The sequence below is a fragment of the Elstera sp. genome, assembly GCF_044372965.1.
In the GTDB taxonomy this organism is placed as follows: domain Bacteria; phylum Pseudomonadota; class Alphaproteobacteria; order Elsterales; family Elsteraceae; genus Elstera.
Map to the genome: position 1 here is coordinate 1 of NZ_JBILQX010000006.1, position 23,691 is coordinate 23,691.

At 61.0% G+C, this 23,691-nt stretch carries 24 protein-coding genes; 6 read left to right on the forward strand and 18 right to left on the reverse strand.

All coding sequences use genetic code 11. From position 1 onward, the window contains the following. Positions 1-150: 150 nt before the first annotated feature. From ACIQ36_RS01760 to ACIQ36_RS01810, 11 genes are all read right to left on the reverse strand, one after another. A complete protein-coding gene (locus ACIQ36_RS01760) occupies positions 151-1,413 on the reverse strand; it encodes a hypothetical protein (RefSeq protein ID WP_395824928.1) in 1,263 nt (420 codons plus the stop codon). Positions 1,414-1,487: 74 nt separating this feature from the next. Then, positions 1,488-1,865, reverse strand: coding sequence for a phage tail tube protein (locus ACIQ36_RS01765; protein ID WP_045776304.1), 378 nt, complete (start codon positions 1,863-1,865; stop codon positions 1,488-1,490). 12 nt (positions 1,866-1,877) lie between these two features. After that, entirely contained in the window at positions 1,878-3,344 is a 1,467-nt protein-coding gene (locus ACIQ36_RS01770) for a phage tail sheath subtilisin-like domain-containing protein (RefSeq protein WP_395824932.1), read from the reverse strand. A gap of 6 nt (positions 3,345-3,350) precedes the next feature. Beyond that, the gene (locus ACIQ36_RS01775; protein ID WP_045776302.1) at positions 3,351-3,545 is read right to left on the reverse strand and encodes a DUF2635 domain-containing protein; all 195 of its coding nucleotides are present in this window, start codon (positions 3,543-3,545) and stop codon (positions 3,351-3,353) included. Positions 3,546-3,554: 9 nt separating this feature from the next. Further along, positions 3,555-4,130, reverse strand: coding sequence for a hypothetical protein (locus ACIQ36_RS01780; RefSeq protein WP_395824935.1), 576 nt, complete (start codon positions 4,128-4,130; stop codon positions 3,555-3,557). A gap of 180 nt (positions 4,131-4,310) precedes the next feature. Next, the gene (locus tag ACIQ36_RS01785; protein ID WP_395824938.1) at positions 4,311-4,745 is read right to left on the reverse strand and encodes a head-tail adaptor protein; all 435 of its coding nucleotides are present in this window, start codon (positions 4,743-4,745) and stop codon (positions 4,311-4,313) included. Continuing rightward, on the reverse strand, positions 4,742-5,311 hold the full coding sequence (locus tag ACIQ36_RS01790; RefSeq protein ID WP_395824941.1) for a head-tail connector protein: 570 nt from the start codon (positions 5,309-5,311) through the stop codon (positions 4,742-4,744). Before ACIQ36_RS01790 ends, ACIQ36_RS01785 begins: the two co-directional genes overlap by 4 nt. A 111-nt stretch (positions 5,312-5,422) precedes the next feature. After that, on the reverse strand, positions 5,423-7,045 hold the full coding sequence (locus ACIQ36_RS01795; protein ID WP_395824944.1) for a phage major capsid protein: 1,623 nt from the start codon (positions 7,043-7,045) through the stop codon (positions 5,423-5,425). Positions 7,046-7,210: 165 nt separating this feature from the next. Next, complete coding sequence (locus ACIQ36_RS01800; protein ID WP_395824947.1) at positions 7,211-8,410, reverse strand: phage portal protein; 1,200 nt, start codon at positions 8,408-8,410, stop codon at positions 7,211-7,213. A gap of 346 nt (positions 8,411-8,756) precedes the next feature. Beyond that, positions 8,757-9,080, reverse strand: coding sequence for a type II toxin-antitoxin system PemK/MazF family toxin (locus ACIQ36_RS01805; protein WP_395824949.1), 324 nt, complete (start codon positions 9,078-9,080; stop codon positions 8,757-8,759). Then, positions 9,077-9,295 (reverse strand): antitoxin MazE-like protein, encoded by a 219-nt coding sequence (locus tag ACIQ36_RS01810; RefSeq protein ID WP_395824952.1) that lies wholly within the window; start codon positions 9,293-9,295, stop codon positions 9,077-9,079. The genes ACIQ36_RS01805 and ACIQ36_RS01810 overlap by 4 nt, the downstream gene beginning before the upstream one ends. Before the next feature lie 217 nt (positions 9,296-9,512). Between ACIQ36_RS01810 and ACIQ36_RS01815 the strand changes: the two genes are divergently transcribed. Together ACIQ36_RS01815 and ACIQ36_RS01820 are read left to right on the forward strand one after the other, a co-directional pair. After that, positions 9,513-10,721, forward strand: coding sequence for an argininosuccinate synthase (locus ACIQ36_RS01815; RefSeq protein ID WP_395824955.1), 1,209 nt, complete (start codon positions 9,513-9,515; stop codon positions 10,719-10,721). A gap of 54 nt (positions 10,722-10,775) precedes the next feature. Further along, positions 10,776-11,324: an isochorismatase family protein gene (locus ACIQ36_RS01820; protein ID WP_395824958.1), complete on the forward strand. Its 549-nt coding sequence runs from the start codon at positions 10,776-10,778 to the stop codon at positions 11,322-11,324. Here the strand turns inward: ACIQ36_RS01820 and ACIQ36_RS01825 are convergent. From ACIQ36_RS01825 to ACIQ36_RS01835, 3 genes are all read right to left on the reverse strand, one after another. Continuing rightward, positions 11,321-12,049: a substrate-binding periplasmic protein gene (locus ACIQ36_RS01825; protein ID WP_395824961.1), complete on the reverse strand. Its 729-nt coding sequence runs from the start codon at positions 12,047-12,049 to the stop codon at positions 11,321-11,323. The genes ACIQ36_RS01820 and ACIQ36_RS01825 overlap by 4 nt on opposite strands. 228 nt (positions 12,050-12,277) lie before the next feature. Then, positions 12,278-13,024 (reverse strand): substrate-binding periplasmic protein, encoded by a 747-nt coding sequence (locus ACIQ36_RS01830; RefSeq protein ID WP_395824964.1) that lies wholly within the window; start codon positions 13,022-13,024, stop codon positions 12,278-12,280. A gap of 57 nt (positions 13,025-13,081) precedes the next feature. Then, on the reverse strand, positions 13,082-13,819 hold the full coding sequence (locus ACIQ36_RS01835; protein ID WP_395824967.1) for a substrate-binding periplasmic protein: 738 nt from the start codon (positions 13,817-13,819) through the stop codon (positions 13,082-13,084). Positions 13,820-14,193: 374 nt separating this feature from the next. On the opposite strand from ACIQ36_RS01835, the gene ACIQ36_RS01840 reads away from it, so the two are divergent. Continuing rightward, positions 14,194-14,934 carry a substrate-binding periplasmic protein gene (locus tag ACIQ36_RS01840; protein ID WP_395824970.1) on the forward strand — a complete coding sequence of 247 codons (741 nt, stop codon included), beginning with the start codon at positions 14,194-14,196 and terminating at the stop codon, positions 14,932-14,934. A gap of 19 nt (positions 14,935-14,953) precedes the next feature. Here the strand turns inward: ACIQ36_RS01840 and ACIQ36_RS01845 are convergent, their stop codons facing one another. Then, positions 14,954-16,333, reverse strand: coding sequence for a hypothetical protein (locus ACIQ36_RS01845; protein ID WP_395824973.1), 1,380 nt, complete (start codon positions 16,331-16,333; stop codon positions 14,954-14,956). 272 nt (positions 16,334-16,605) lie between these two features. Between ACIQ36_RS01845 and ACIQ36_RS01850 the strand changes: the two genes are divergently transcribed. Beyond that, on the forward strand, positions 16,606-17,982 hold the full coding sequence (locus ACIQ36_RS01850) for a malonyl-CoA decarboxylase (RefSeq protein ID WP_395824976.1): 1,377 nt from the start codon (positions 16,606-16,608) through the stop codon (positions 17,980-17,982). Between the two features lie 115 nt (positions 17,983-18,097). On the opposite strand, the gene ACIQ36_RS01855 is transcribed toward ACIQ36_RS01850, so the two are convergent. The 3 genes from ACIQ36_RS01855 to ACIQ36_RS01865 form a co-directional block, all read right to left on the reverse strand. After that, positions 18,098-19,051: a LysR family transcriptional regulator gene (locus ACIQ36_RS01855; RefSeq protein ID WP_395824979.1), complete on the reverse strand. Its 954-nt coding sequence runs from the start codon at positions 19,049-19,051 to the stop codon at positions 18,098-18,100. Positions 19,052-19,246: 195 nt separating this feature from the next. Further along, the gene (locus tag ACIQ36_RS01860) at positions 19,247-19,918 is read right to left on the reverse strand and encodes a substrate-binding periplasmic protein (protein WP_395824982.1); all 672 of its coding nucleotides are present in this window, start codon (positions 19,916-19,918) and stop codon (positions 19,247-19,249) included. Positions 19,919-20,095: 177 nt separating this feature from the next. Next, complete coding sequence (locus ACIQ36_RS01865; protein WP_395824985.1) at positions 20,096-20,617, reverse strand: DUF6456 domain-containing protein; 522 nt, start codon at positions 20,615-20,617, stop codon at positions 20,096-20,098. Positions 20,618-20,852: 235 nt separating this feature from the next. Here ACIQ36_RS01865 and ACIQ36_RS01870 point away from each other — a divergent pair, with 235 nt between their 5' ends. After that, positions 20,853-22,328, forward strand: a complete 1,476-nt coding sequence (locus ACIQ36_RS01870) for a DUF1800 family protein (protein ID WP_395824988.1) — start codon at positions 20,853-20,855, stop codon at positions 22,326-22,328. Continuing rightward, on the forward strand, positions 22,328-23,518 hold the full coding sequence (locus tag ACIQ36_RS01875; RefSeq protein ID WP_395824991.1) for a DUF1501 domain-containing protein: 1,191 nt from the start codon (positions 22,328-22,330) through the stop codon (positions 23,516-23,518). The genes ACIQ36_RS01870 and ACIQ36_RS01875 overlap by 1 nt, the downstream gene beginning before the upstream one ends. The last annotated feature ends 173 nt before the right edge of the window (positions 23,519-23,691 follow it).

A 23,691-nucleotide genomic window follows, 5' to 3' on the forward strand; every position in this document is an offset into this window, starting at 1 on the left:
CCAGCAGCGCACGCTGCAAACCTCAAAGCAATGGGGCCAGTCTCTCCGCCCGTTCCGGGCTCCGAGCCTGGCCCCATTGCCTATACCGCACCAAACAACGTAACTTTAACGCAGGCTCTACTTTCAGCCGGATGAAAGTTCCAAGGCAGGTCACCCCGCCTGAATACCCAGCGTCTCCAACCCAACCGAGCCCGCCTTATAGCCCCCTAAGGCGGTTTTGCTGCGCGCCTCGAAGGCTTGCGCGAGGTTTTCAGGCTTACTTTCGGTGGTCACGGCCTTCCTACCCGCAACATAATCATCCTTATTCTTGACAAGATCAGACAGCAAAATTGCCGACTGTTTTTCTTTCATGACGGACTTTAGCTCAAAATCCAAATCATCCTTATCGAATTTTCCATTCCTAATCGCTTCAGCAATCAGTTCCAACGGGTCTTGTTTCAGATTTATCGCCTGCTGACGCAGCACCGCAATATCAACTCCCCTTCCCTTGAATAGTTCTCGTACATCCGCATCATTTAACTGCGCGAAAAGCTCTTCGGTGGCTTTCACCGCTTGGGCGGGGTCGCTCGCCCGGAGTTGGGCGATTTCCAGTAGACTGGTAGCGCTGCCGATGGATTGTTCGGACGAGACGCCGAACTGCTCGACCCGGTTCACCACCGGAGCAAAACTGCTTTTCATCAGCGCGTCGGGCAGCGGCGCGTCGTTGAAAATAGTATTCATCTGCGCGAGGCGGACGCGGACCTCGGCCATATTCTCCTGCACCGGGCGCAGCAGCGGCATAACCATATCGGCGAGATCACCCGGAGCCATATTGTGGACATAGGCCGTTTTGGCAAACGCATCCGAAACTTCCTGAGTATTCAGGCGAAGGGCGAGATTGCCTTTATCGTCAGTTTTCTCAAGTTCTGTCTTATCGAGATTAAGCGTGTTGACCTTGCTAAACAGATCGACCAGAGCCGATGGCGATTGCAGCAATTCTTGCGAGCGTTTGAGCGTCGCTTGGCCGAATTCATCGGTCTGGGTGGCAGAGGCCCCGGTTTGGTGCTGGAGCTTTTCGAGTTCACTATTGAATTTCGCGGTCATCTGCGCGAGCGGATCGAGGGCCGCGTAAAGCAGATTGAGGGCTCCGGTCATTTTCGCCAACCGTGCAACGAACCCCGCCGCTGTTACCAATCCAGGTGTCAACGCCGGAATCACCTCCGCCCCCTCCCCCTGGGGCACCGCCTGCCCGGCCCCAACCGGGGGACGATAGACGGCGGGCTGAAGGCTAGCTCCCTCCGGGTCGGCCGTCAGCGCCGCCCTTGCGCTTGCCGCCGGGGTTTGGGCGAGGGTTTGTTGGAAGGCTTCCACGTCGCGGGTGGCGCGGCGCAGGGCCTGGCTGAACAGATCGATTTCGGGAATAGTGGTCGCCATAAACGCCTCCGGAACGCGGGAAAAATTGAAAAAAGAGCCCCCGGTTCGGCGGAACCGAACCGGGGAACCAAAAATTAGGCGATAATTTCTTCGCACTTGGTGGCGGTGAACTTCAGTTCGACCTGGCCGCCGTCCTTACCCGTAATTTTCGGGCGGGAGTTTTGGCGGGCTTCGGACAGAATGAAGCGCTGGCCGGTATCGAATTCGGCCACAACGGTGACGCCGCACATGCCAACGAACCGGGCAACACTATCGCCCGGTTTCACCATCAGCTTGCAGGTGAGTTCGGCGGCTTTGAATTCGGCGGTAAAGCCGGTTTCGTAATCGCCTTCGACTTCCTTGATTTCGTCGCCCGCCAAGGTGAGCGACACGCTTTTTTCGGTACGCAGAACCTCGCCATCGACCGTTACCCGGGCTTTACCGAGAACGCGGTCGCCGCAAACATTAGCCATAGTGACTCTCCCTTAGATAATGAACTGCAACTGCCCCGCAAACACGCGGAACTGGTTGACGAGGTTGGTGGGGATGAGGGCGTTCACGCGGTTGCGGTCGGCGGCGTCGCGCTCGACCACGATTTCCCGCTTGAAGAGATCGATATTCTCGACGAGGCCGAGCGCTTCCCACAGCAAGGCGCGGGCGATCAACTCGTCCTTCAGCAGGTCCGGCGTTACGATGGGTTGGCCCGCCAGAATGCGCGTGCCGTTATCGGCCAGCTTATGGCGCGGGAATTTGCTTTCGATGAGGAAGCGAATGTCTTTGCGCAGGAACGAGAGGGTGGCGGGCGTTTGCACGTCCAGCCACGCCGCGTCCTGCTGGCCCCAGGCGTTCTTTTGGTAGGTGGTGATTTCGCGCTGGATCTGCACGCGCCCGTCGCCGCTGACCATGAACGTCGCAATGCCGTCGTAGAGCAGAATATTCTGCTCGTCCTGGCGGAAGCGGTCGCCGGAGATAGGCGGCAACAGGCCTTTCAGGGCGAGGGTATGGATCGGGCGGGCCGGGTCGATCGGCAGATGGAACGCCGCAACCGCGCCGTAAGCCGCCGCCCATTCATAGGCCGGGCTCGGGGATTTATTGAAGCCAAGGCAGCTTACGAACTGATTGTTGCGCGTGCTCCCCCAGGTGGAAAGCTGCGCCAAGGTGCCGCGCCGGGCGGTGAAGGCAATCGCTTCGCGCATCACGGTCGGGCCGGAGACGGTCAGCAGCCAATCGTCCAGCACGGCCATATTGGCGGGATCGGTCCAGGGGCTGATGAGGAACTCGTAATGCTCCCCGCCGATGGCGGCGAGGATGGTGGTCAGATCGGGATTGCCCGCGCCCACCACCGTTTGCGTGATGAGGATGGCAATGCCTCCCGGCAGGCGCTCGCCGGGGAAATAGGCGGTACGCAGGTCGATCTCGTTCCCGCCCTCCCCGGCATTCACCGCCGTCAGGCTAACGACCGCGCCGGTACGAGTGGCCGTGACCGGCAGATCAGCGTCGAGGTTGATCGCCGCCAGCAGGTTGGTCGCGACGACATCCGCCGTCTCGCCCGGCTTCACGCGGGACTGCACGCGCCGCCCGCCGATATAAAGGGCGAGCAACCCGCTTTCGGTCGGCACCGTGCCGGTCAGATCGATTGTCCAGGCGGCTTTTACCCCGGCGGCGAGATCATCGACGCCAATCGCGTAGGTTTCGGTATAGGCATTATTATCGCGGACGCGCTGGATCATGTGATGCAGTTGCGAGCCCGCGCCGAAGCCAATGCGGGCCTGGTCGGAACTGGTGATGAGCTGCGGCACCAGCGCCGGATAGGTGCCGGTCGCAAGGCGCTGGCCGATCACCAGTAGCTTGGTCGGGAACTGAGGCAAGCCGCCGCCCGCCTTGCTGGCGTCAAACTCAAGATAGGTGAAGGGCGTCCGAATGGAATTCGGAATATCGTTGAAGACGATCATACAAGCCTACTCCTGGGCAGATTTACGCGGGCGCGCGGGGGCCGGAACGATCACATCGCCCTCGGCCAAACGGCGCAGCCAATAGGGGGTGGCGGGCACCTCGGCCCCGGTTTCCGGCAACGCACGGCCGGTATCGGGATCGAGGACGCGCAAATGGGTTCCGGGCAGGTCGGCACCTGCCGGGGCGGGAATCACAAACATGGGTGTCTCCTAAAATTGGAAATGGCCGGGGCCGAAGGGCGGCACCGGCGGACGGGTTGGCGGAAGGGGGAGTTCATCCGCGGGCGGCGGCAGGCTGCTGGTCGGCAGCACATACTCCGGCGCGAATAGGGTGAAGGGCGGCAGATCCTCGTCCGCCGCCCGGGATTCGGACAACAGCAGGGGCGCGTCGAACTCGAACAGCACCCACAATCGGGCCTGATCGAGCCGAACGATGCGCACGCCGTGGTACGCCATCGGTTCCGAGCAAGTATCCGGTGCCCAGGCGAGCAGCGCGTACCACAGCGCCCGGCGGATGCTCGTCATCGCGGCTTCCGCCGCCGCCTGCCCGCGCGGGTCCGCCGAGGCATCGAGCACCGCGACAATGCCAATCCGTTGATGCAAAACCTGCAATAGGTTTTCATCGGCACGGTTGGGCTCGGCCTTATCGTCGAGCGGAACCACAAACGCCGCCGGAAACTCGGTGAGCGTTTGCGTCAGCGCCGCCTCCACCGTCGCCGCCCCCGCCACTCTTTCGGCAAAAGGGTCGGCAAGGGCACGGAGGCGCTGGATGATTTCAGTGAGCATGGGGGGTCCTTTACTAGGCAAAGGCTCCGCCTCTGCACTCCGCTTAAGGGGCTTTCCCCTTAAGAATCCCTTTAATTGTCAGAGACTTGAAGCGTTGGCGCTTTGCTCAAAAGGAAATGGGATTATCAAGGGGCAAGCCCCTTGATCGGAGGTTTGGAGGCAGCGCCTCCATACTCCCTCTCACGGCGTGGACGGTGGAACCCGTTCCAGCAGGGTGCAGTCGAGGGAGAGGAAGCGATTACGGTGGGCAAGATCGGCGACGCTACAAATGCGCCAGCGTTCGCGCCGTCGCCGCCAATAGAGGATCGTGTCGATCCCATCGGCTTCGGCGAGAAACAGGGAGTAGCGCGTGAGCAGGCGGATTTGCGGGGTTTCGCGCCCGGTTTCAGCCGCAACGTCGCGCCCGAACAGTGTCGCGTGACCGGCGAGGTTTTCGACCGAGGCCCAGATGAAGGCCAGCGTCGAATAGCTGCGGGTCAAACCACCGTCCGGGGCGGGGTCGTCCTTGGCGCGCTGCACGAAAAACCGCTCGCGCAACGCACCGATTTCCGGAGCCGTCACTATGGCGGGCGGAAGGTTCCCCCGCTTGAGCTCCGGCGGGGCCATGCCGCTCATAGCCGGAACATCCGAAACGGATGCCAGAGCGCCGCGACGCCGAAGGGTAGTGGTTGCACGCTATCGGTCGGCACCGCCTCGCGCCGCTCGTACCAATGGGCAATGAGCATCAGCATGCCTTGACGCAACGCTGCGGGAACCGCCTCGGGCGTATCGGCGAGGCCGGTTTCATAGACGATGCGAAAGCCGCCAATCGGAATGCTCGGCTCCGGCCAAACGGTGATCGGAGCCATGCGGGTGCCGGAAACGATGTAACGGTCGGACGGAATCAGGCTGACCCCGCCGCTCGCATCGCGCTGTTCCACCGCCAGCACCGCCCGGATCGGCCCGCAGGGCAAGCGGACGACATCGGGCAGATAATCGACGGTGAGGCCGAGGGTTTGCGGCAGCAAACGACGGCGCAACGCCTGCTCGCACACTTGCCGGGCGGAGGCGATTAGCGCCGCCAACAGCGGCGCTTCGTCGGGGTCGGTTGCAGGCGGCTCCGAAACGGGGAGCCGCAAAAAATCCGCCACCTCGGCCACGGTCAGCGGCTCGGCGACGGGGGGAATGAGGGTTGTGAGCATGATTGATTTCCTCCTACGGCCCTCCCGGGCCTTCGGTTTGTTTGGGGTCGCTCAAACGCCGCGCGGGCTTAAGCGCGTTTTTGACGGTGTTGGTCATGGCGGAAAAACGCGCTACGGCGTCCAAGTGACGCCCGTAAGCACTGCCACCGCCGCCTCGTGCCGCAGCACGAGATCATGGGCGGTGACGCAGCGGATGATGGTTTGATCGAGCCCGAAGGCCGGGATAACGCTGCCGCCCGAGGGGTAGGCCGCCTCGCCGGAGGCATCGATCAGCAGGCCCGTGGCCTCGCCGATCAGCACGTCGGCCATATCGACCAGCAGGATTTCCGAAGCGGGCGCGGTCGGGATATGCAGGGAGGTTGCGACCGGGAACCCGTTCAGCGTGCCGTTCTGAAGCTCGGGCCGGAAGACAAAATGGCCGGAACCATCGCGCACCGCCATCAGCGCTTGCAGCGTGCGCGGGGCCATGATCCAGGCCGGGCGCAGCATGCGGGCTTTGCCCTCCTGAAGCGCCAAAACCATATTCGCCAAATCCGCGACCATCGCCGCGACCGTCGCCCCACTGGAGGCGATTTCCTGGGCGGGCAGCACCCAATGGCGAATACCCTTCGGATCATTGCCCGTGCCGGTCGGATTGCCGTAGAGGAAGGCGAGGTCTTCGCGCTCGGCCAGCGCCGTCACCAGATCGTCGCGCACCACTTGGTCGGCCGCCGGGGCGGAATAGCGGATGAGGTCGTTCGAAATCGGCACCAGCGCCGCCAGTTTCCGCGCCGTCAGCCGCACCTGCCCGAAGCTCGGCACCGAGGGGGTGATGGCGGTATTCTCGCCCAGGTATTCCGCCTGCGCCCCGCCGGTGAGCTTCGCCATCAGCAAGGTTCCGTGCGGCATCGGCACCAAAGTCGGCCCGAGGCGGCGCACGGCGGACGCCTTGCGCAAAAGTTCGATCACTTCCTGCGCCTGGATTTCGGGGACGAGATACCCGCCCGCCGCCCCAACGCCTGCCGCCAAGGCTTTCGCCGTATAGCCGTCGTTCCAGGTTTTCGCGGCAAAATCCGCCGCCCGCGCCGGGTCCCCGCGCCCGCCCGCAAGCGCGCGCAGCAGACGGCCAATGCCGTGGGCCGGGGCGTCACTCCCTTGCGGCTGAACCGCCGCACGCCGCACGGCAGTATCGAGCGCGTCGGTGCGCTGCTTCAAGGTGGCGAGATCGGCGGCAAGCGACGCCAGCGCCGGTTCAATCAAATCGGTCATGTTCTGTTCCTTGTGAGGGGGGTAGGTTTTCACCGTGAGCACCCGCGCTTGCGGATGGCACGGAAAGGTAACGGGGCTGCATTCGAGCAGCTCGGCTTCCAAAATCCGCCGCTGCCCCGCGCCCGCGGATTCGGCCCGGCGGATGAGAAAGCCCAAGGACAGTCCATCGAGCGCGCCCTGTTTCAACAGCGCGTGGGCCTCGCGCCCAACCTGGGTTTCGAGCGCGAGTTGCCCGACGAGCCGCAACCCCTGGGCGTCCTCGCGCACGTCGATCCAGCGGCCAATCGGCTGGGCCGGATCGTGCTGCCACAGCAGGCGCGGCCAAGTGCCCGCCTGCCGGTGCCGCGCCAGACTGGCGGTAAAAGCTCCCGGAACGATGATGTCGCCTTCCAAATCCGGCACATCGAAAATCGTCCCATAACCTTCAATCCGGCCAGCCGTCGCCTCCGTCCCCGCAAAGGCTGCGGGGGCTTGTTTTTGAAGCATGGATTTTCCTTTGAGGTTGGCAGAGGCGCTGCCTCTGCACTCCGCTCAAGGGGCATCGGCCCCTTGAGAATCCTCGTGTTTCCAGAGGCCGAGGATTATTCGGTTTAGATAAAATGGATTTTTAAGGGCCTTGGCCCTTAAACGGGGTTGTTAGGGGCAGCGCCCCTAACCTTGCACCACTGGCCCATAGCCTACCGCCGCGCGTTTTTCGGCATCGGTGAGGAAGGTCGCGGCGCTCAGTTTTTCAAACGTGGCGAGGCGCTGGCTGGCGAGGGCAGGAATAGCGTCCTCGTCCAGGCTCAGGCGCAAACCGGGCTCGAAGCGCGATAGGAGGTGTTCGGTGAGCCCATCGGCGATGAGACGCGCGAGCGGCAGAACGCTATCCTCCCAAAAACTCAGGCGGGCTTGTTCCATATTGGCGTAGGTCTGCGCGTCGGGAATGCCGACGAGTTGCGCGGGCACACCGAAGGCGGTGGCGATATCAAGCGCGGCTTGCCGCCGCCCGGCGAGCCAATCCATATCTTTTGGCGAGAGGGAGAGTTCTTTTGCGGTCAGGCCGCCGTCGAGCAGCATCACCGAACCCGCTTTCGCCGCGCCGGAATGGAGCGTATGGAGTTCGGTTTTGAGGCGCTGGAACTGTTCTTCCGAAAGGCTCGCAGGGCTGCCGTCCTTGGGCTCGTAAATGAGCGCGAGGCTCGGGCGCGCGCCGTTTTCCAGCAAGGCGGCGTTCCACTGCCCAGCAAGATCATGGGCGGCGATGGCCGAGAGCGCCGCCTCACCATCCCCCTGCCCGCGCCCGATACCACCGGCGCCATCGGCCCCAACACCGCCGCGCCGCAGGTGGATCAGCGGCAGGCGCGCGTCGAGCGGATCGGGGGAAAGCTCCTCCGTCCGCGCACCGCGCGTGACCCGGTAGATCGGCAGCCCCTGGCTTCCCGCCCGGATCGACACGCGGTCGGGCCGCAATAGGTGCAATTCCTGCGGCGGCAGCCCCGGCGGGCCGAGTGGGTCGATAAATCCGTTGCCGTCGAGCACCAAATGGATCGCCAAGGTTTCGAAAAAGGCGCGCTGGCTCACCTGCGGCGCAGGGCGGGCCAGGAGCGTCAGCGCCGGATGATCGGTCAACTCCTGACCCTTGGACGTTTGCAGATAGACGGGAACCGAGGCCACCGCCCGCGCGATCATCGTCACGCAGCGAAACGCCACCGGATTGTGGCGCAAGCAGCATTCGGCCAAATGGGGATAAGCCGCCCCGCTCCCCAGCGCCACGGAGGGTTCAAGCCCCGGCGACGATGCGGTTGCATAAGCCAATAGATCCCGACGCGGCGCTGCCTTCACGGCCCGCCGAAAGAAACGGAACAGCATGGGAAACTCCCTGAGAGAAAAAAGGGCATAAAAAAACCGCCCGGAAGGGGCGGCTTAGCGGGTGAAATAATCGAGGTGGATTAACGCCCGCTCAAAATCATAGCGATAAGTTTCAAAGCTCCGCCGAAAATCCGACCATAATCGTCAGTACAAATGATAATAGCTGCAACTATAATTAAAATTACAGTAATAATAATAATTTTATTGCGCAATATCTTTGTCATTGCCAACGCACCCATCTTCGATTGCGAATCGATCTTAATCTATAAAAATACATTGGAAACACCTAACGAGAACATCAACTTTTCCGGGATATTTTGAGTCACCCGGAGAAAGCTGATGTTCCTCACCCAAAGCCCAATACCAGGGCAAGTGAATGATTAACGGCTATAAGCGTCGCTTCATCCACGCATCCAAAGACCGGCCCCAATTTTTCGCGCCGAACCGTCATCACCTTGTCGATCATAATCTGCGATGTCTTGGATAAGCCATTGGCAGGCGTCGGTTCGACAGAGATTCTTACGAGTGGAGCAGGAATGAGAGCGCTCGTTACCAACGCAACGATAACCGTATCATGCTCGGCCAAAAGATCAGATTGAAGTATAAGAGCGGGACGAGGTTTACCGAAATCGCCCGCCAGCGCGACCGTGACCAGATCGCCCCGTCTCACGCGGTCCAACCCTCTAAATCATGCAAGGCCGTCTCAAGCTCATCGACAAGGCTAGTATCCATTCGATCAGCAGCAGCGGCCAACCGGGCCTGCCGGGCGCATTCCTCGGCAAAACCTGGACGATTAACGTCAGGAACCCAGATTTTGACCAGCCTCAATCCTGAAGCCCGCAAGGCGGCGTGCTGCTGACGCTGTTCGGAAGATTTTTGAGGCATTTCCCGCTCCCGTCGCTAACACCAGTCTAAGCCGTTCAGAAGAGAAGCTCAATCCTTCCCCCCAACTCCCGCCGATCATAGGGCTTACCCTACCTTCAGCGATTCGCAACGTCAAGAACAAAAAAGCAACATCGCATCCTCAACAGCGTCCCCTTGCCGCCCGCAGCCCACCCTTCTATGCTCGCCGCGCTTTTGCGGATTGAGAGGGTCAAGGCTTATGTCGCAGAAAATCAATAAGATCGTTCTCGCCTATTCCGGCGGGCTGGATACCTCGGTGATCCTGCGGTGGTTGCAGGAAACCTACCAATGTGAGGTCGTCACCTTCACCGCCGATATCGGCCAGGGCGAAGAGCTGGCCCCCGCCCGCGCTAAGGCGGAAATGCTGGGTGTTAAGCAGATTTATGTGGACGATCTGCGCGAAGAATTTGTCCGCGACTTCGTGTTCCCGATGTTCCGCGCCAATGCGCTGTATGAGGGCGTCTATCTGCTCGGCACCTCCATCGCCCGCCCGTTGATCGCCAAGCGCCAGATCGAAATTGCTAATGAAGTCGGGGCCGATGCGGTCGCCCACGGCGCGACCGGCAAGGGTAACGATCAGGTCCGGTTCGAGCTGTCGTACTACGCGCTGAAGCCGGAAATTAAGGTTGTCGCGCCGTGGCGCACCTGGGACCTGACCAGCCGTACCACGCTGCTTGACTATGCAGAGCGGCATCAGATTCCCATCGCCCGCGACAAGCGCGGCGAAGCGCCCTATTCGACCGACGCCAACCTGCTGCACATTTCCTACGAAGGCAAAGCCCTGGAAGATCCGTGGGTCGAAGCTGATGAGGATATGTACACCCGCTCGGTCGATCCGCGTAAAGCGCCGGACGAGCCCGAATATGTGGAAATCGAGTTCGAAAAGGGCGATCCCATTGCCGTCAACGGCGTTGCGCTCTCCCCCGCCAATCTGCTGACCAAGCTGAACGAGTTGGGCGGCAAGCACGGCGTAGGCCGTCTCGATCTGGTCGAAAACCGCTTTGTCGGCATGAAGTCGCGCGGTGTTTACGAAACCCCCGGCGGCACGGTTCTGCTGACCGCCCGGCGCGGGATCGAGAGCATTACGCTGGATCGCGGCGCGGCCCACCTGAAAGACGATATTATGCCCCGCTATGCGGAGCTAATTTATTTCGGCTTCTGGTACTCGCCGGAACGCGAAATGCTGCAAGCCTTGATCGACAAGAGCCAGGAATTCGTATCGGGCACGGTGCGGGTGAAGCTGTTTAAGGGCTCGGTTTCGGTCGTCGGGCGCAAATCGCCGCGCAGCCTGTACCGCCAGGATTATGTGACGTTTGAGGCCGATCAGGTCTATAATCAGCAGGATGCCGAAGGCTTTATTAAGCTCAACGCCCTGCGGTTGCGTCTCGCGGCGCTGGGCCGCAAGTAAGCCTTCGGGGGCGGGATCGAAAGGTTCCGCCCCTTTTTCTTAAGGAGCGCCCCGATGCTGCTGACCGCCGAAACCAGCGCCCTGCTGCTCATCGATTATCAGGGTAAGCTGATGCCGATGATCGATGGGGCTGAAACGGTGCTGAGTCGTGCGCTCTTATTGGCGGAAGCTGCCCATCTGTGCGGCGTCCCCATTTGGGCGACCGAACAATATCCGCAAGGCCTGGGCGGAACTGCCCCGGCGTTGGTCCCCTGGATCGAACGGATTTTCACGAAAACCCACTTCAACGCCGCCGCCGAACTCGACCTACCGGAGGCGCTCGCGGCATGGCAGGGGCGGCGCATCATTCTCGGCGGCTGTGAGGCCCATGTCTGTCTGCTGCAAACCGCCCTCGGGCTGCACAGCCTCGGCTGGCCCGTGACCGTGGTCGGCGATGCCATCGGCTCCCGCCGCGCCAGCGATAAGGCGGCGGCGCTGCACCGTTTAACCCAGGCAGGCATTCCGCTGATTTCAGCCGAAATGGCTGCCTTTGAATGGGTGCAGCACCGCGACGCCCCGGCGTTCAAACCCGTTCTGGCTGCTGTTAAAAAAGGCGCGCTTTAATTCAAGCGCGCCCGAAACGCGGCGAAACGCCCGTCTTTTTGAGCAGCGTCGAAACCAGCCCGTATTTTCTCGACCACATCGCTAGGAACCGACTTCGAGGCCAGCGCCCAGAATTGGGTTTTTAAGATAATTGGGCCAACAACCAGTGATTTTTCATCCACGCTCTCAGACTTGATAACGTAACGCCCCAGCGATGTTGTGGTGAACCAAGCATCGCCCCGGCCCGCAATCAATTTTTTAAGATTGAGACCTTCCGAGGGCGACGTATCAATGTCGGTAATCCCATTCGCCCGCAAAAGCGCGGCGGGTGCGCCATTGTCGACGGCAACAAAGCGTTTCAGGCCCTTCGCTTGTTCAAAACTCGCAACGACCGGAGCACCTGCTTTTGATATGAAAATAAAACCCTCATCGCCGCCCGAAATTTCGGAAAGCCACTGGTATTTATCCTCGCGCGGGGGGGTGCGCGCCAAAAATACCGCAACCGCAGGCGTTTCCTCCAACAACTGAACCATACGCGGTAGCGGCAATCCTTGCGGCGCGAAATCGACATTCACCGACTTTAAAACCTGTGCCACATACTCGAAGCCAGGGCCATAAAGAGCGCCATTTTCCGTAACGCCCGAATATGGAAGTGACTCGAACCCAAATAATTTCAAGGGATCAGCGGCAAGAGACGCTGATGCATAGAGATTTGGCATCAAAAAAAGCCCAAACAGATACGCCATCTTTTTTCTTATTTTCATTTTCCTCAACCTCTCGTAAATGTTATTACCCTTGAATTTTAGCATAAAAATATTATCAAAAATTTAAATGCACACTAAATAGACGATAAATTTATGCTATGATAATATTATTTCTAAATGTACCACCATACCAATACCATTTCTTTGACTTGAGAGCCTGCCAGGCCTCAGGATTGAGGCCTATTCTGGTCGCAGCTTAAAACACACCTTTCAATTAATTTTTGCCCGAAACGCCTCGTACCGACCGTCCGATTTCGACGCAGTAAAAGCGGCCTGGAGTTTTGTCAAGGTTTCAGCAGGCAGCGATTTGGACGCGGTAATCCATCCCGCCGCGGGAACCAGGGTTTTACCGACAGTAATAGCGTTATTGGCGACGCCTTCCTGCTTGATCCAATAGCGCGCCACGGTGATTGTCGAAAACCAAGCATCGAACCGCCCAGCCAGAAGTTTCTTGGCGTTTTGAACCGACGACGGGGCTGCATCAAAGGTGGTAATCCCCTGCGCGGTCAAAATGTTCCGAATGGCCTCGCTGCTGATGACGCCAATCGATTTGAGCGATTTTGCCTGCTCAAAACTATCGATTTTGGGGCTGTTGGCCAGCGTGATAAAGGCAAACCCATCATCCTCGATCAAGCCGCCGACCCAGGCGAATCGCGTCTCGCGCTCTGGGTTTCGAATGAAGTAGATCGCCACCGTATTGCCCGCGTCCAAGGATTCTGCAATCCGCAAGGGCGACTGCCCTTCGGCAACGAACGGAATGCCCGCCGTCTTGAATAAATCGGCGACGAACTCATACCCCGCGCCCCCCAACTTATTCCCGTCGGTGATGCTCGACATCGGCAGCGAATCGAACCCGACGAGCCGAACGGGGTCTGCCGCGTGTGCGGATAACGCCCCAACGATGGTTAGTCCCAAAAACACCGAACTGATGATTTTAGCGGAAAGTTTATGGGGCATCGTATCAGTCCTTGCCTACGAATATGGAAAAATGATGCGCAGGGGTTGCGTTCCCCCTCAATCGATTTGCGCGCGGAAGGCGGCGTAACGGCCATTTGTTTTGGTCGCGGCAAACGCCTGCTGAAGCTTGTTAACCACATCGGCGGGCAGGGTCTTGGAGCCCGCAATCCAATAGGGCGTGGGCACCAGCTTCGGCCCGATCACCACCGATGTTGCCGCCTCGGCATCGGCTTTAATCATATGCCGCGCGATAATCGCGCCGCTGAACCATGCATCGACCCGCCCGGCCACGAGTTTTTTGAGGTTAAGGGCCTCATTCACCGTCTCGTCGATACTCGTCAGCCCATTGTTGCGCAGAACTTGCGCGGGCGCAGCACTGCCTAACGCTGAAACGGCTTTTAAGGTTTTGGCTTGCTCGAAGGACAGAATAGGCGCATCGCCCACGCGGGTCATAAACGCAAAGCCATCGTCGGGAACTATATCGCCAAGCCACGCATATTTATCTTCACGGGCGGGATTGCGAACCAAAAACACAACAACCGAATTACCTTCGTCGAGCGCCGGAAAAACCCGGCTGATTGGAAGGCCTTCGGCAACGAAGGGAAGGTTGGCGGCCTTAAAGAGATCGGCGACAAAATCATAGCCGGGACCGGAAAGTTTCTTGCCCTCCGAAACGCTCGCCATCGGCGGCGCGTCGAACCCTAACAAGCGGATCGGATCGGCCTGCGCCGACACGGCATAGACGACAGAAAGCCCAGCGAGTGAAATTGAAATTCTTCGAACATATAAAACCATAAGCGCTCCCCTTCCAGCTATCCACCGCGATCCTGAAACCATAAAAATATGCTAATCTTCAAGTGTGAATTGTTCGTTATCAAAAATCGCTTATAATGGGAAGTTAGTTTCAAGAGACGCCCGTTCATTGCAGAAGTCGAACCCCGCTGAGATGCGCGAGCAACTGGGAATGGTGCAAACGCCAAAGCCAGCGCGTCAGCCCGATTCGGCGCTCCTAGGCGATGTGCCCGACGCAAGTCGGCCCCCCGCATCCCCCGCTCACGCGGCCGGATCTTTCCTGAAGATGTTATTCTTTTAATATAATTTTATCTAGACAACCTTCCTCATGAAGCCTTTCCTTCGAAAGGAGAATTTACCCAAATAAAGGAGAAGAAATGCTGAAAAAAATCACGCAGTCTGCCTCTATTTTTTCAATCCTGTTTGGCCTTGTTACTGGTCCTGCGGGCGCGCAGGAACCTGTCAAACTGGTAGCGTTCGGAGCGTTACCCTTTACCGAGGTCGGCGAGGGGCGGAAACTATCGGGCGTGGCGTATGACTTCGTTTCCGGCCTGTTTGATGCCGCCAAGATCCCTTATCAGGCGGAAGGCCTGCCTCTTGGGCGGATGCTGGAAGCGCTGGAGCAGGGCAACTCTGTCGGCGTGTTTCTTGCGCGCAACCCGTCCCGGGAGGATAAATTCACCTGGATCGCAGGACTGGTAGAAGAGGAAGGCTTCTTCTTCATCACTCGGGCTGACCGCAAGCCAGTGGCGAGCTACGCGGAAGCCAAAGCTCTAAAGTCGATCGGGGCCGTTCAAAGCGGTGCTCCCGCCGCCTTGCTGGAGGCCGCCGGAATCACCAATATAGACCTTGGCGCGACTGAAGGGATCAATGCGAAGAAGCTGATGAGCGGACGGATCGACGCCTGGTATACAGGGGGAGGTATTGCCCGCCATGCGCTGAAGCAGGAACAGATCGCCGGAAACGCCGTCGCAATCGGCCCCCAGGTCGTTCCCGCCCCCTATTGGGTGGTCGGCTCTAAGACGTTACCGAAAGAGACCGTAGAAAAGATTCGCGCGGCCTTCGCTGATAGCAAGACGAACGGTAAATATGCCGCTTTTCGCGCGCAGATTGACTGATCTGGTCGCAGCCCCTCCTCTACCGTAGTATCCGCACTCGGGGCGTGGCGGCACTCGCGGGCAATGGCGCAAACGCCAAAGCCAGCGCGTCCGCCCGATCCGGGCTTGGTTGGCCACGCTTTTTGAGATCGTCCTTGCTCTCCAGCTTCAACCGCCCCCGGCTATCGTAGCGATAGCGGATTTCCCCCAGTTGGCGCAGCAGCAGCGCGTCGTTGGGCAAGGATAGACGCCCCTCGGCGGCGCGTTCGCGAAGGATCCAGTAGAGTTCGGCGCGCAAGTTCAGAAAGCGCTCGCTTTCCTGGGCGGGGCGTCCGACGAGAATCGGCACGACGGGGACGCCCTGTTCGCGCAGCCGGTCCGTCACCCCGCCACCAACCCCGGCATCATCGACCTGCACCGCAACCGCCCCTGTTTTGCGCCAGGCCTCGATAATTTGGCCGACGGTGGTCATCGTATCTTGCTTGCGAAACGTTCCATGAATTTCGGCGCAATCCCCCCGGCGCAGAACGAGAACGGTTTCGTCCCGCCCGAAGCGGGCAATATCTACCCCCAGAACGACGGGCGTGCCCGCATCAATCCGTGCCTCGACACTCGCTTGCAGGAGAGCGGGCGACAGCAGCCGGTCGTCGGCGATATCGGGAAAGCGGCCCCGCACCTTGGCCTGCCACAGGGGCGATTCCTCCCCCCAGCGCAGGCGCATTTCCTCCACCCATAGGGCGCTCACCAGTAGCGGGCGCAAAACCTCGGGGATTTCTTCGCCGGATAAGTTTGGCGTCGCGAAGGCATCAATCGCGAGGGTGTGAAACCCGCCGCCAGGGGCACAGGCGCGGGCGAAGGGACCCGCAGGATCATCGGGGTTCCCGATGGCGAGCAGGCGCGAAGCCTCATTGGTAATCAGCGTTTCAGCGGCGTCCCACAGGGCTTGCGGCACCCCCGAGGCTTCATCGAAAATCACCAGAACGCGCGCGGCATGAATGCCTTGAAAGCCGGTCATATCCCAATCATTGGGCTTGCGGCCATAGCCGACCAGCTCGCCGTCAATTAGCCATTCGGTGCGGTTGATCGTGCCGGGCAGTTTGCCGATTCGATGGGCGCGCTTGATCTCCCGCCACAAGATCGCCTTCACCTGGGCATTGGTGGGAGCCGAGGTCACGACGAAGCTCTCGCCCGGCGCGCCCGTCGCAATCCACCAGGCGGCAAGACGGCTGGCGAGGAAGCTTTTACCCGCGTCGTGACAGGAGGGCACCGCCACCCGGCGATAATCGCGCACGGCTTCGGCAATCGCGCGCTGACGGGACCACAGCGTCTCCCCCAGCGCCTGTTGGACAAAACCGACCGGATCGGCGCGAAACGCCAGGGGATCGAGCGGAACGTCGAGCGGGCGACGCGCACGGGTCATGCCGGTCTCCTAAGCTAGAGGCACAGAAAAACCCCCGCCGGGAGGCACCGGCGGGGGGGAGGAAATTCGATCATCGATGGGCGAGCGGAAAGGCTCACTATCGAGAATCAGTTTGTCTTAGCAGACATCTAATGTCAAGAACAAATAGTGAACTTTTGCCGCCGTCCCCCCGGTGCGCTACGCACCAACGGGCGGAATTTGCCCTTGTCTTGCCCATATCCACTGCCAAAATAACGGAAGGACTGAGGGTTTGACGGGAGTGCAGGCGGATCATGACGGGCAGCTTTCTGGGCGATCTGATGCAGACCATTGCCGAGCGCGGCCGGGCGTTGATCGGCCCCGGGCGCGCTGTGTCCCCCTCCCCTCCCCAGTTGCTCGACCTCTGCGAGGCTTTGCTCTCCAGCCGGGGGGAGGCCTCGGGCGTTCGCCTCGCGCAAGACATCGTGACCGGCTGGCACGCCCTGCCGGAGGCAGATCGTGCGCCGTTCCTGCGTGGGCTGGCGACGCAGTTCGGGCCAGACCTGAAACGCCTGGAACGGGCGATCAGACATTACCAGGAGAGCCCCTCGCCCCTATTGGCGGCCAAGCTCCACGCCGCTACCGAACCGCGGCGGCAGGAGTTGATGCGCCGCCTTAATCTTGCCCCCGGCGGCACATCGGCGCTGGTCCGCTTGCGCGAAACGCTGTTGGCGCAGACCGACGCCAAGGGCGATTTGGCCGCGCTGGACGAAGATCTAACCCATCTTTTCACATCCTGGTTCAATCGGGGGTTTCTCGTGCTCCGTGCTATCGACTGGACGACGCCCGCCAATATTCTCGAAAAAATCATCCGCTATGAAGCTGTGCACGAAATCCACGATTGGAACGATTTACGCCGCCGCCTGGAGCCGGAAGATCGGCGCTGCTTTGGTTTCTTTCATCCGCAATTGGTCGACGAGCCGCTGATTTTCGTGGAAGTGGCTCTCACACGCGGCATTCCCGATGCCATTGCCCCACTGTTGGCCGAAGACCGGGTGCCGATCCGCGCAACAGAAGCAACGACGGCGGTGTTCTACTCGATTTCCAACTGCCAAACCGGGCTGCGCGGTATCTCTTTTGGGAATTTTCTCATCAAACATGTGGTGGAAACCTTGAGCCGGGAGATGCCGCGCCTCACCCAGTTCGTCACCCTCTCGCCCGTGCCGGGCTTCGCTGCCTGGTTGAAGCGCGCGCGCAACGACACGAGCGATCTGCTCTCACCCGACGATCACGCCAGCCTAGCCACCCTCGACACACCCGACTGGAGCGCCAGCGCCGAGAGCCGGAAGGGGCTGGAACCCGCACTTCTTCACGCGGCGGCGGCTTACTTTCTCGACGCGAAGGATAAGCGCAATCGCCCGGTCGATGCCGTGGCGCGCTTCCATCTGGGCAATGGCGCGCGGCTGGAGCGCTTGAACCCCTTCGGCGATCTCTCCGCCAAAGGCTTGAAGCAGGCCCATGGGCTGATGGTTAACTACCTCTACCGCCCGGACGATATCGAGCGGAACCACGAAGCTTTCGCCACGCACGGCGAAGTGGTGGCTGCCGCCGCCGTACAGAAATGGCGCACCCCGCCCCGCCGCAGTCTCAGCGACCGGCTGCGCGATCTGACCGTGCCGACGCCGTCTTAGAGCCGCGCGCCTTAAAGCTAGCGCGGCTCCAAAAGCCGCCATTGCGGACGCGCCCGCCCGGCGAGGGCCAAAAGTAAAGCGAGAGCATCGTGCGTCATATTTGACGCGCGATGCTCTAAGTATCGGAAGGCTGCAACTGGGCGCGCTCGTCGGCGAATAAAGTCACCAGCCGGTCAATTGCCGTCGCAATCGGCGGGCTGGCGCGGCGATCCTCATGCACGACCAGCCAAAGCTCGTTATTTTCTAAGGGTAGCGTCGGGCTCAGGCGCTTTAGATGCGGGTCGGCATCGCCGATAAACCGGGGCAGAACGCCGATCCCCACGCCGCCGCACACAGCATCGAGAATATTGATCCCTTGGGAACAGCGCAGCCTGGGCTTCAGGTGGGGCACCTCTCGCGCTAACCAACGCGCGCTCGGCAACCCTATCTGCCCCGTATCGAACGTCACCCACGCCGCCGTGCCCCAATCGCCGTGATATAAGCCTTCCTCGGCATCGGCGCGCACATAGACCGCGAAAGACGGAACCGGCAGCGACCGGATCAGCACATACCCCCGCTCCGGGCGACGGAGACGAAGGGCGATATCCGCCTGCGCAGTCGTCAGATCGACCGTGGCATAGGAATTGAAAATCTCAATCGACAGGTCCTCGCCCGCAAGCCGCGCCGCATGGGTGGCGAGAAAACGCGAGATCCACCCGCCCGCCGTAATGCGGATAGGGCCGCGATCGGCTTCAAGCGCATGGCGAACCTCCGCTTCGATCCGCTCGGCGTGGGCGAAGAGCGCTTGGCCCTCGGGCGTGAGGGTAAAGCCGCTACGGCTGCGCACTAGCAGATTGCGCCCCACCCGCCGCTCAAGCCCCGCCAGCGCCCGGCTCACCGTCGGCTGGCTGAGCGCCAAGGTTGGGGCGGCCTGTGCAACGCTGCCGGCGCGCGCAACAGCGAGAAACAGCCGCAGATCATCCCAGTTCACGGCGCGGGCGGAGGGCGAGGCAGACGACATAGTTTTACGATCTGATCCAAACTCTTTGCCATCGAAGCAATGCCGCAGAATAGCGCATGCTTGGGGCATGACGAACATTCTTCAGAGCTTGAAACGTCTTTGGCTTCGCCCGGTTGGAGCGACGCCAGACGCCCGCCCACTGCCGGATCTCGGGAACCTTCCCGCAATCCTCCGGCGCGATCTTAACCTTCCGCCCGACGAAGGGCTGGACGTGCTGACGCGGATCAGCACGTCTAAATTTCAGCGGTAACGCTCAGGGGGCGCTTAACGCCGGTAGTTCTCCATGATCTTGTCCATCATGCCTTCTGCCGCCATCGCTTTAAGCGCGACGTTAATCTTTGCCAGAATCGGCGCCGCCACCGCCTCTTGACTGCGCGCGACGATGATATGGTTGGACTCGCTCGCAATGCGCTTCGGCAGCACCGTAACCTTATCCAGCGGCTCACCCAGGGCCTTCATTTGATACGCCAGAGCCGCCTCGCCGGGGTTGATAATGGCGGCATCGAGCCGCCCGGCCAGCAGCTTTTGCAGGCGCTGGCGGGGGTTCGAGTCCGCATCGCCCTGGAAATGCTTCTGAGCTTCGACAAAGCTTGCGCCGTAACTCGCGCCGTCCTGATAACCGATGCGCTTACCCGTCAAATCCTCCGCCTTTTCGAAGGCAAATTCCCGCCCCTTGGCAACCACGAGGATCACCTCATCCACGCCCACCGGTTCGCTGAACAGAAAAATCTTCTCCCGATCCGGCGTTTTGAAAATTCCCGTTAGCCAACCCTCGCCCGCCTCGGCCTGCGTGTAAGCGCGCTTGAAAGGGGCCGCTTCTAGGAGCAACTCCACGCCCGCGCGGCGAAAGGCTTCGCGCGTTGCGTCGATCACATAGCCTTGCGTTTGTGCGCCCTCACGCCATGCTTTCGGCGGAACCGCATCGTTCGCATACATTTTTATGGGGTCTGCCGCGCTTGCGGCGGTGGCTAACCCTAGCGCCAATCCAGCAACCATCGAAAACAGGTTATTTTTTAGAATGTTTTTTCTATTTTTCCCAAAAAGTGACATTTCAACCCCTCCTTCTACTGGTGTTTCTGTTATTGAACTCAATTTTATCCGCGTGACGAGTCTTTATAGCGTCGCATCCATCGGCATTCCCCAATGATCCGCAACAGCATTCAGCGCTATTCTCAATATCTCGATACCGCTGGCCGGGTGCCGATGACTGCGCACCGCCCAATCGCGCGCGCTGATCCCCTCGCACAGAACCGCCGTCACGATGGCACTCAGGATCGGCCCAAGTCGCTGGGTAAGGCTTTGCCAGGCTTGCGCGGCGCGATGCTGCCCCTCCCCCGGCCCCTGGGGGGCCCCATTCCCCCGGCATAGCGCGGTCTGCAAGCGCTCCCCATAGGCAGCGATCACATCGGGTTGCCGATAGAGTCGCTCCAGCAGGGCGCGCAGGCGAATCGCCGCATCGGCACAGCGCCCCTCTAAGTCCCCGCGCACGAGGTAACGATCGAGTACGTCTTGGGTCAGGCGCATGGGCGGATTTTTCTCGGCGTCCAACTCTTTTGGCAGCGGCATAGGCTCGGACCGGCGGCGGCGTTCGCGGGTGGGGAGAAGGAGAGCGGGTTTAGGGGTAGTTTTCGGCATTCGCGGGCTCCGGTTCAGCGCAAGGGGCTTCACCCTATGGCCCCAAAACCACCGCCAGGATTCTTGAGCCCAAAAAAAAGGCCGGGAGAATCTCCCCGGCCAACCGTGCTAATGAGAATGTTCATTTTTTGTTCTTATTTTGTCAAGCCCCTTCCGCTCCCTGTCAGATCTTCCGGGGGATGGATCGGCGCGTGCGGTCCAATAATAGCTATCCTCGCTTGACCGGAGCCGAAGCATGCGCGTGTCCATTCTAGCTTTTTGGCTCATCGCGGCGAGCCTCTGCGCCCCCACCGCGCAGGCCTTGTCCCCCGAAGAAACCCGCCACCTGCTGGACCGCGCCGGGTTCGGCGCCACGCCGGGGGATATCGCTACCTACAAGCCACTCTCGCGCACCAAGGCCGTCGATAAGCTGCTTGGCGACTTGGACGCACCAACGCTCACGCCGAACCCGGATTTCCTCGCGGGGGAACGTCCCGATGCGGTAACCTATAGGTCTACCAGCGATAAACCGCCGGAAGAGCGTCGCGCCTTTGCCCTCGCCCGCCAGGGGGAGGCGCTCGCCATTCGCGGCTGGTGGCTGACCGAAATGATTGGCGGCTCCTCCCCCTTGCGCGAACGCCTCGCCCTCATCTGGCACGGACATTTCACCTCGGCCTTCGAGAAAGTCCGGGTGCCGGATTTAATGTGGCGACAGGTGGCCCTGTTCCGCGACCAGGGCACCCACAATTTCGCCGATCTGCTGCGGGGGATCGGCGAGGATGGCGCGATGTTCCGCTATCTCGATGTGCCCAGCAGCCGGAAGAACAAGCCGAACGAAAATTTCGCCCGCGAATTGCTGGAACTTTATACCCTCGGCACCGGCAACTATAGCGAGCAGGATATTAAAGAGGCCGCGAAAACCATGGTCGGCTGGCGGCTGAACGCGGGTGATCTGCGCCCCCTGTTCGTCCCGGCAAGCGCCATCGCCGGCCCCAAGCAGGTGCTCGGCGAAAGCGTGACCGACCTCAAGGATGTCATTACGGTTCTGCTGAAGCAGCGCGCCACCGCCCGCTTCGTGACGGAAAAACTCTGGCTCGCCCTCATCTCCCCCACGCCCGACCCAGCCCAAATCGAGATGCTGGCCAAAGGTTTCTTCGACAGCGGCTATGAGCTTCGCCCGCTCGTCCGCGCGATGCTGCTGAGCGAGGCGTTCTGGTCGCCCGAGGCCCATGGCCGCTTGGTAAAATCCCCGGTCGATCTGGTCGCGGGCACCGTGCGGCGCTTCGGGATGCCGGTGAAGGACGCGCGCTGGCTCGCCATCGAAACCCGGCTGCTTGGGCAAGATTTGCTCGATCCGCCGAACGTGCGCGGCTGGCCCGGCGGGATGGATTGGATCAGCACCGATTCGCTGCTAAAGCGCCGCGCCGTCCTCACACGCCTCGCCTATGGCGAGCCGCCCGAGCCCGCCAACCGCCAGCCCGATGGTCTTGCGGCGCAATATGCGCGCCTCTCAGGACTGACCCAGGCGAACGCCAAAGCCTCGGCGGGCAGTATGCAGGGCCGAGCCGTGAGCTTGGGGGATTTCTTCGCAAAAAACCCGCTATTCCTGGCCGACGAAACCTTGCTGCAAAAATCGATCCTGGCCGAAGCCCCCGTGCAACCGCCGACGCGCTCCACCCCGCCGGACCGGCTGCTGGAACTGCTGCTCGACCCCGCTTACGAGGTGAAATAATGCTGCCCCGTCGCCAATTTCTTCGCCTCTCGGCCCTTGCGGGCGGTGCCCTTCTGCTGCCAAGCGGCTGCGCAATCGTCCCCGGCGGGGTTCCGACGAAAACCGCCGCCGGTAAAGCCGATACGCTGTTGCTGGTCGAGTTCCAGGGCGGCAACGACGGGCTGAATACCGTTGCCCCGATTACGGACCCGCTCTACCGCAAACTGCGGCCCACCCTAGCGCTGACGGAGGCCGACGCCCTCCCCGTCGGGCGCGATCTTGCCCTTCATCCCGCCCTGAAACCAGCAATGGACCTGTGGAGCGCGGGCGATCTCGCCGTGCTGCTCGGCGTCGGCTATCCGCAGCCCGACCGTTCCCACTTCCGCTCGATCGATATTTGGGACACGGCCTCGGACGCCGACCGGGTGCTGACAAGCGGTTGGATCACCCGCGCCCTGCTCGCCCAGCCCCGCGCGCGCGTCTCCGACGCCTTCGTTCTGGGCCGACCCCACCTGGGGCCGGTGACGGGGCAGGGCATTAAAGCCGTCTCAATCAGCAATCCGGGGAATTTTGCCCAGGCCGCCACCGCCGTTTCGATCCCGGAGCAACTGCGCCGTAACCCGGTGCTCGACCAAATCAGCGCCGTGCAAGGTACGCTGCGGGTGGCAGGCGACGATATTAAAGCGAAGCTGAAAACCGTTCCCGCCAGCCTGACCGCCGATTTCCCGAAAACCAACCTAGGCGCGCAGTTCGCCGATGCGCTGCGCTTGCTGGCGGCAGGGGTCGATGCCCCCGTTATCAAACTCTCGCTGGGGAGCTTCGACACGCACATCGACCAAGCCCCCCAACACGCCCGCCTGCTCGGCGATTTCGCCGCCGCGCTCGCGGCCTTCCGCAAGGCCGCCCAGACCGCTGGCCTGTGGGACCGCGTCATCGTCCTCACCTACTCCGAGTTCGGCCGTAGGCCCGCTGAAAACGGCAGCAAAGGCACCGACCACGGCACCGCCGCCCCCCTCTTCCTCGCGGGCGGCAGCGTGCGCGGCGGGCTCATCGGCACGCAACCGGCGCTTGATAAGCTGGAGAACGACGATCTCGTGCATACGATGGATTTCCGGCAGGTCTATGCCAGCCTCTTACAGGGGCTGTGGGGGCTGGAGGCGGGGACGGTGTTGGGGAAACCGGTGGTGCCGGTGGCGGGGTTAGTCGTTTAGGTTTCGCTTGCGCGATCTTGGGGGCGCGGCCCCCAAACCCGGCTTCAAGGGCGGTGCCCTTGAAAATCCCGTTTGCAAGCCAGCCAATTATTCAGTCAGCAACCACTAATTTCCTGATTTTATTATGAAAATGGGATTCTTAAGGGCCGACTGGCCCTTAAGCGGAGTGCAGA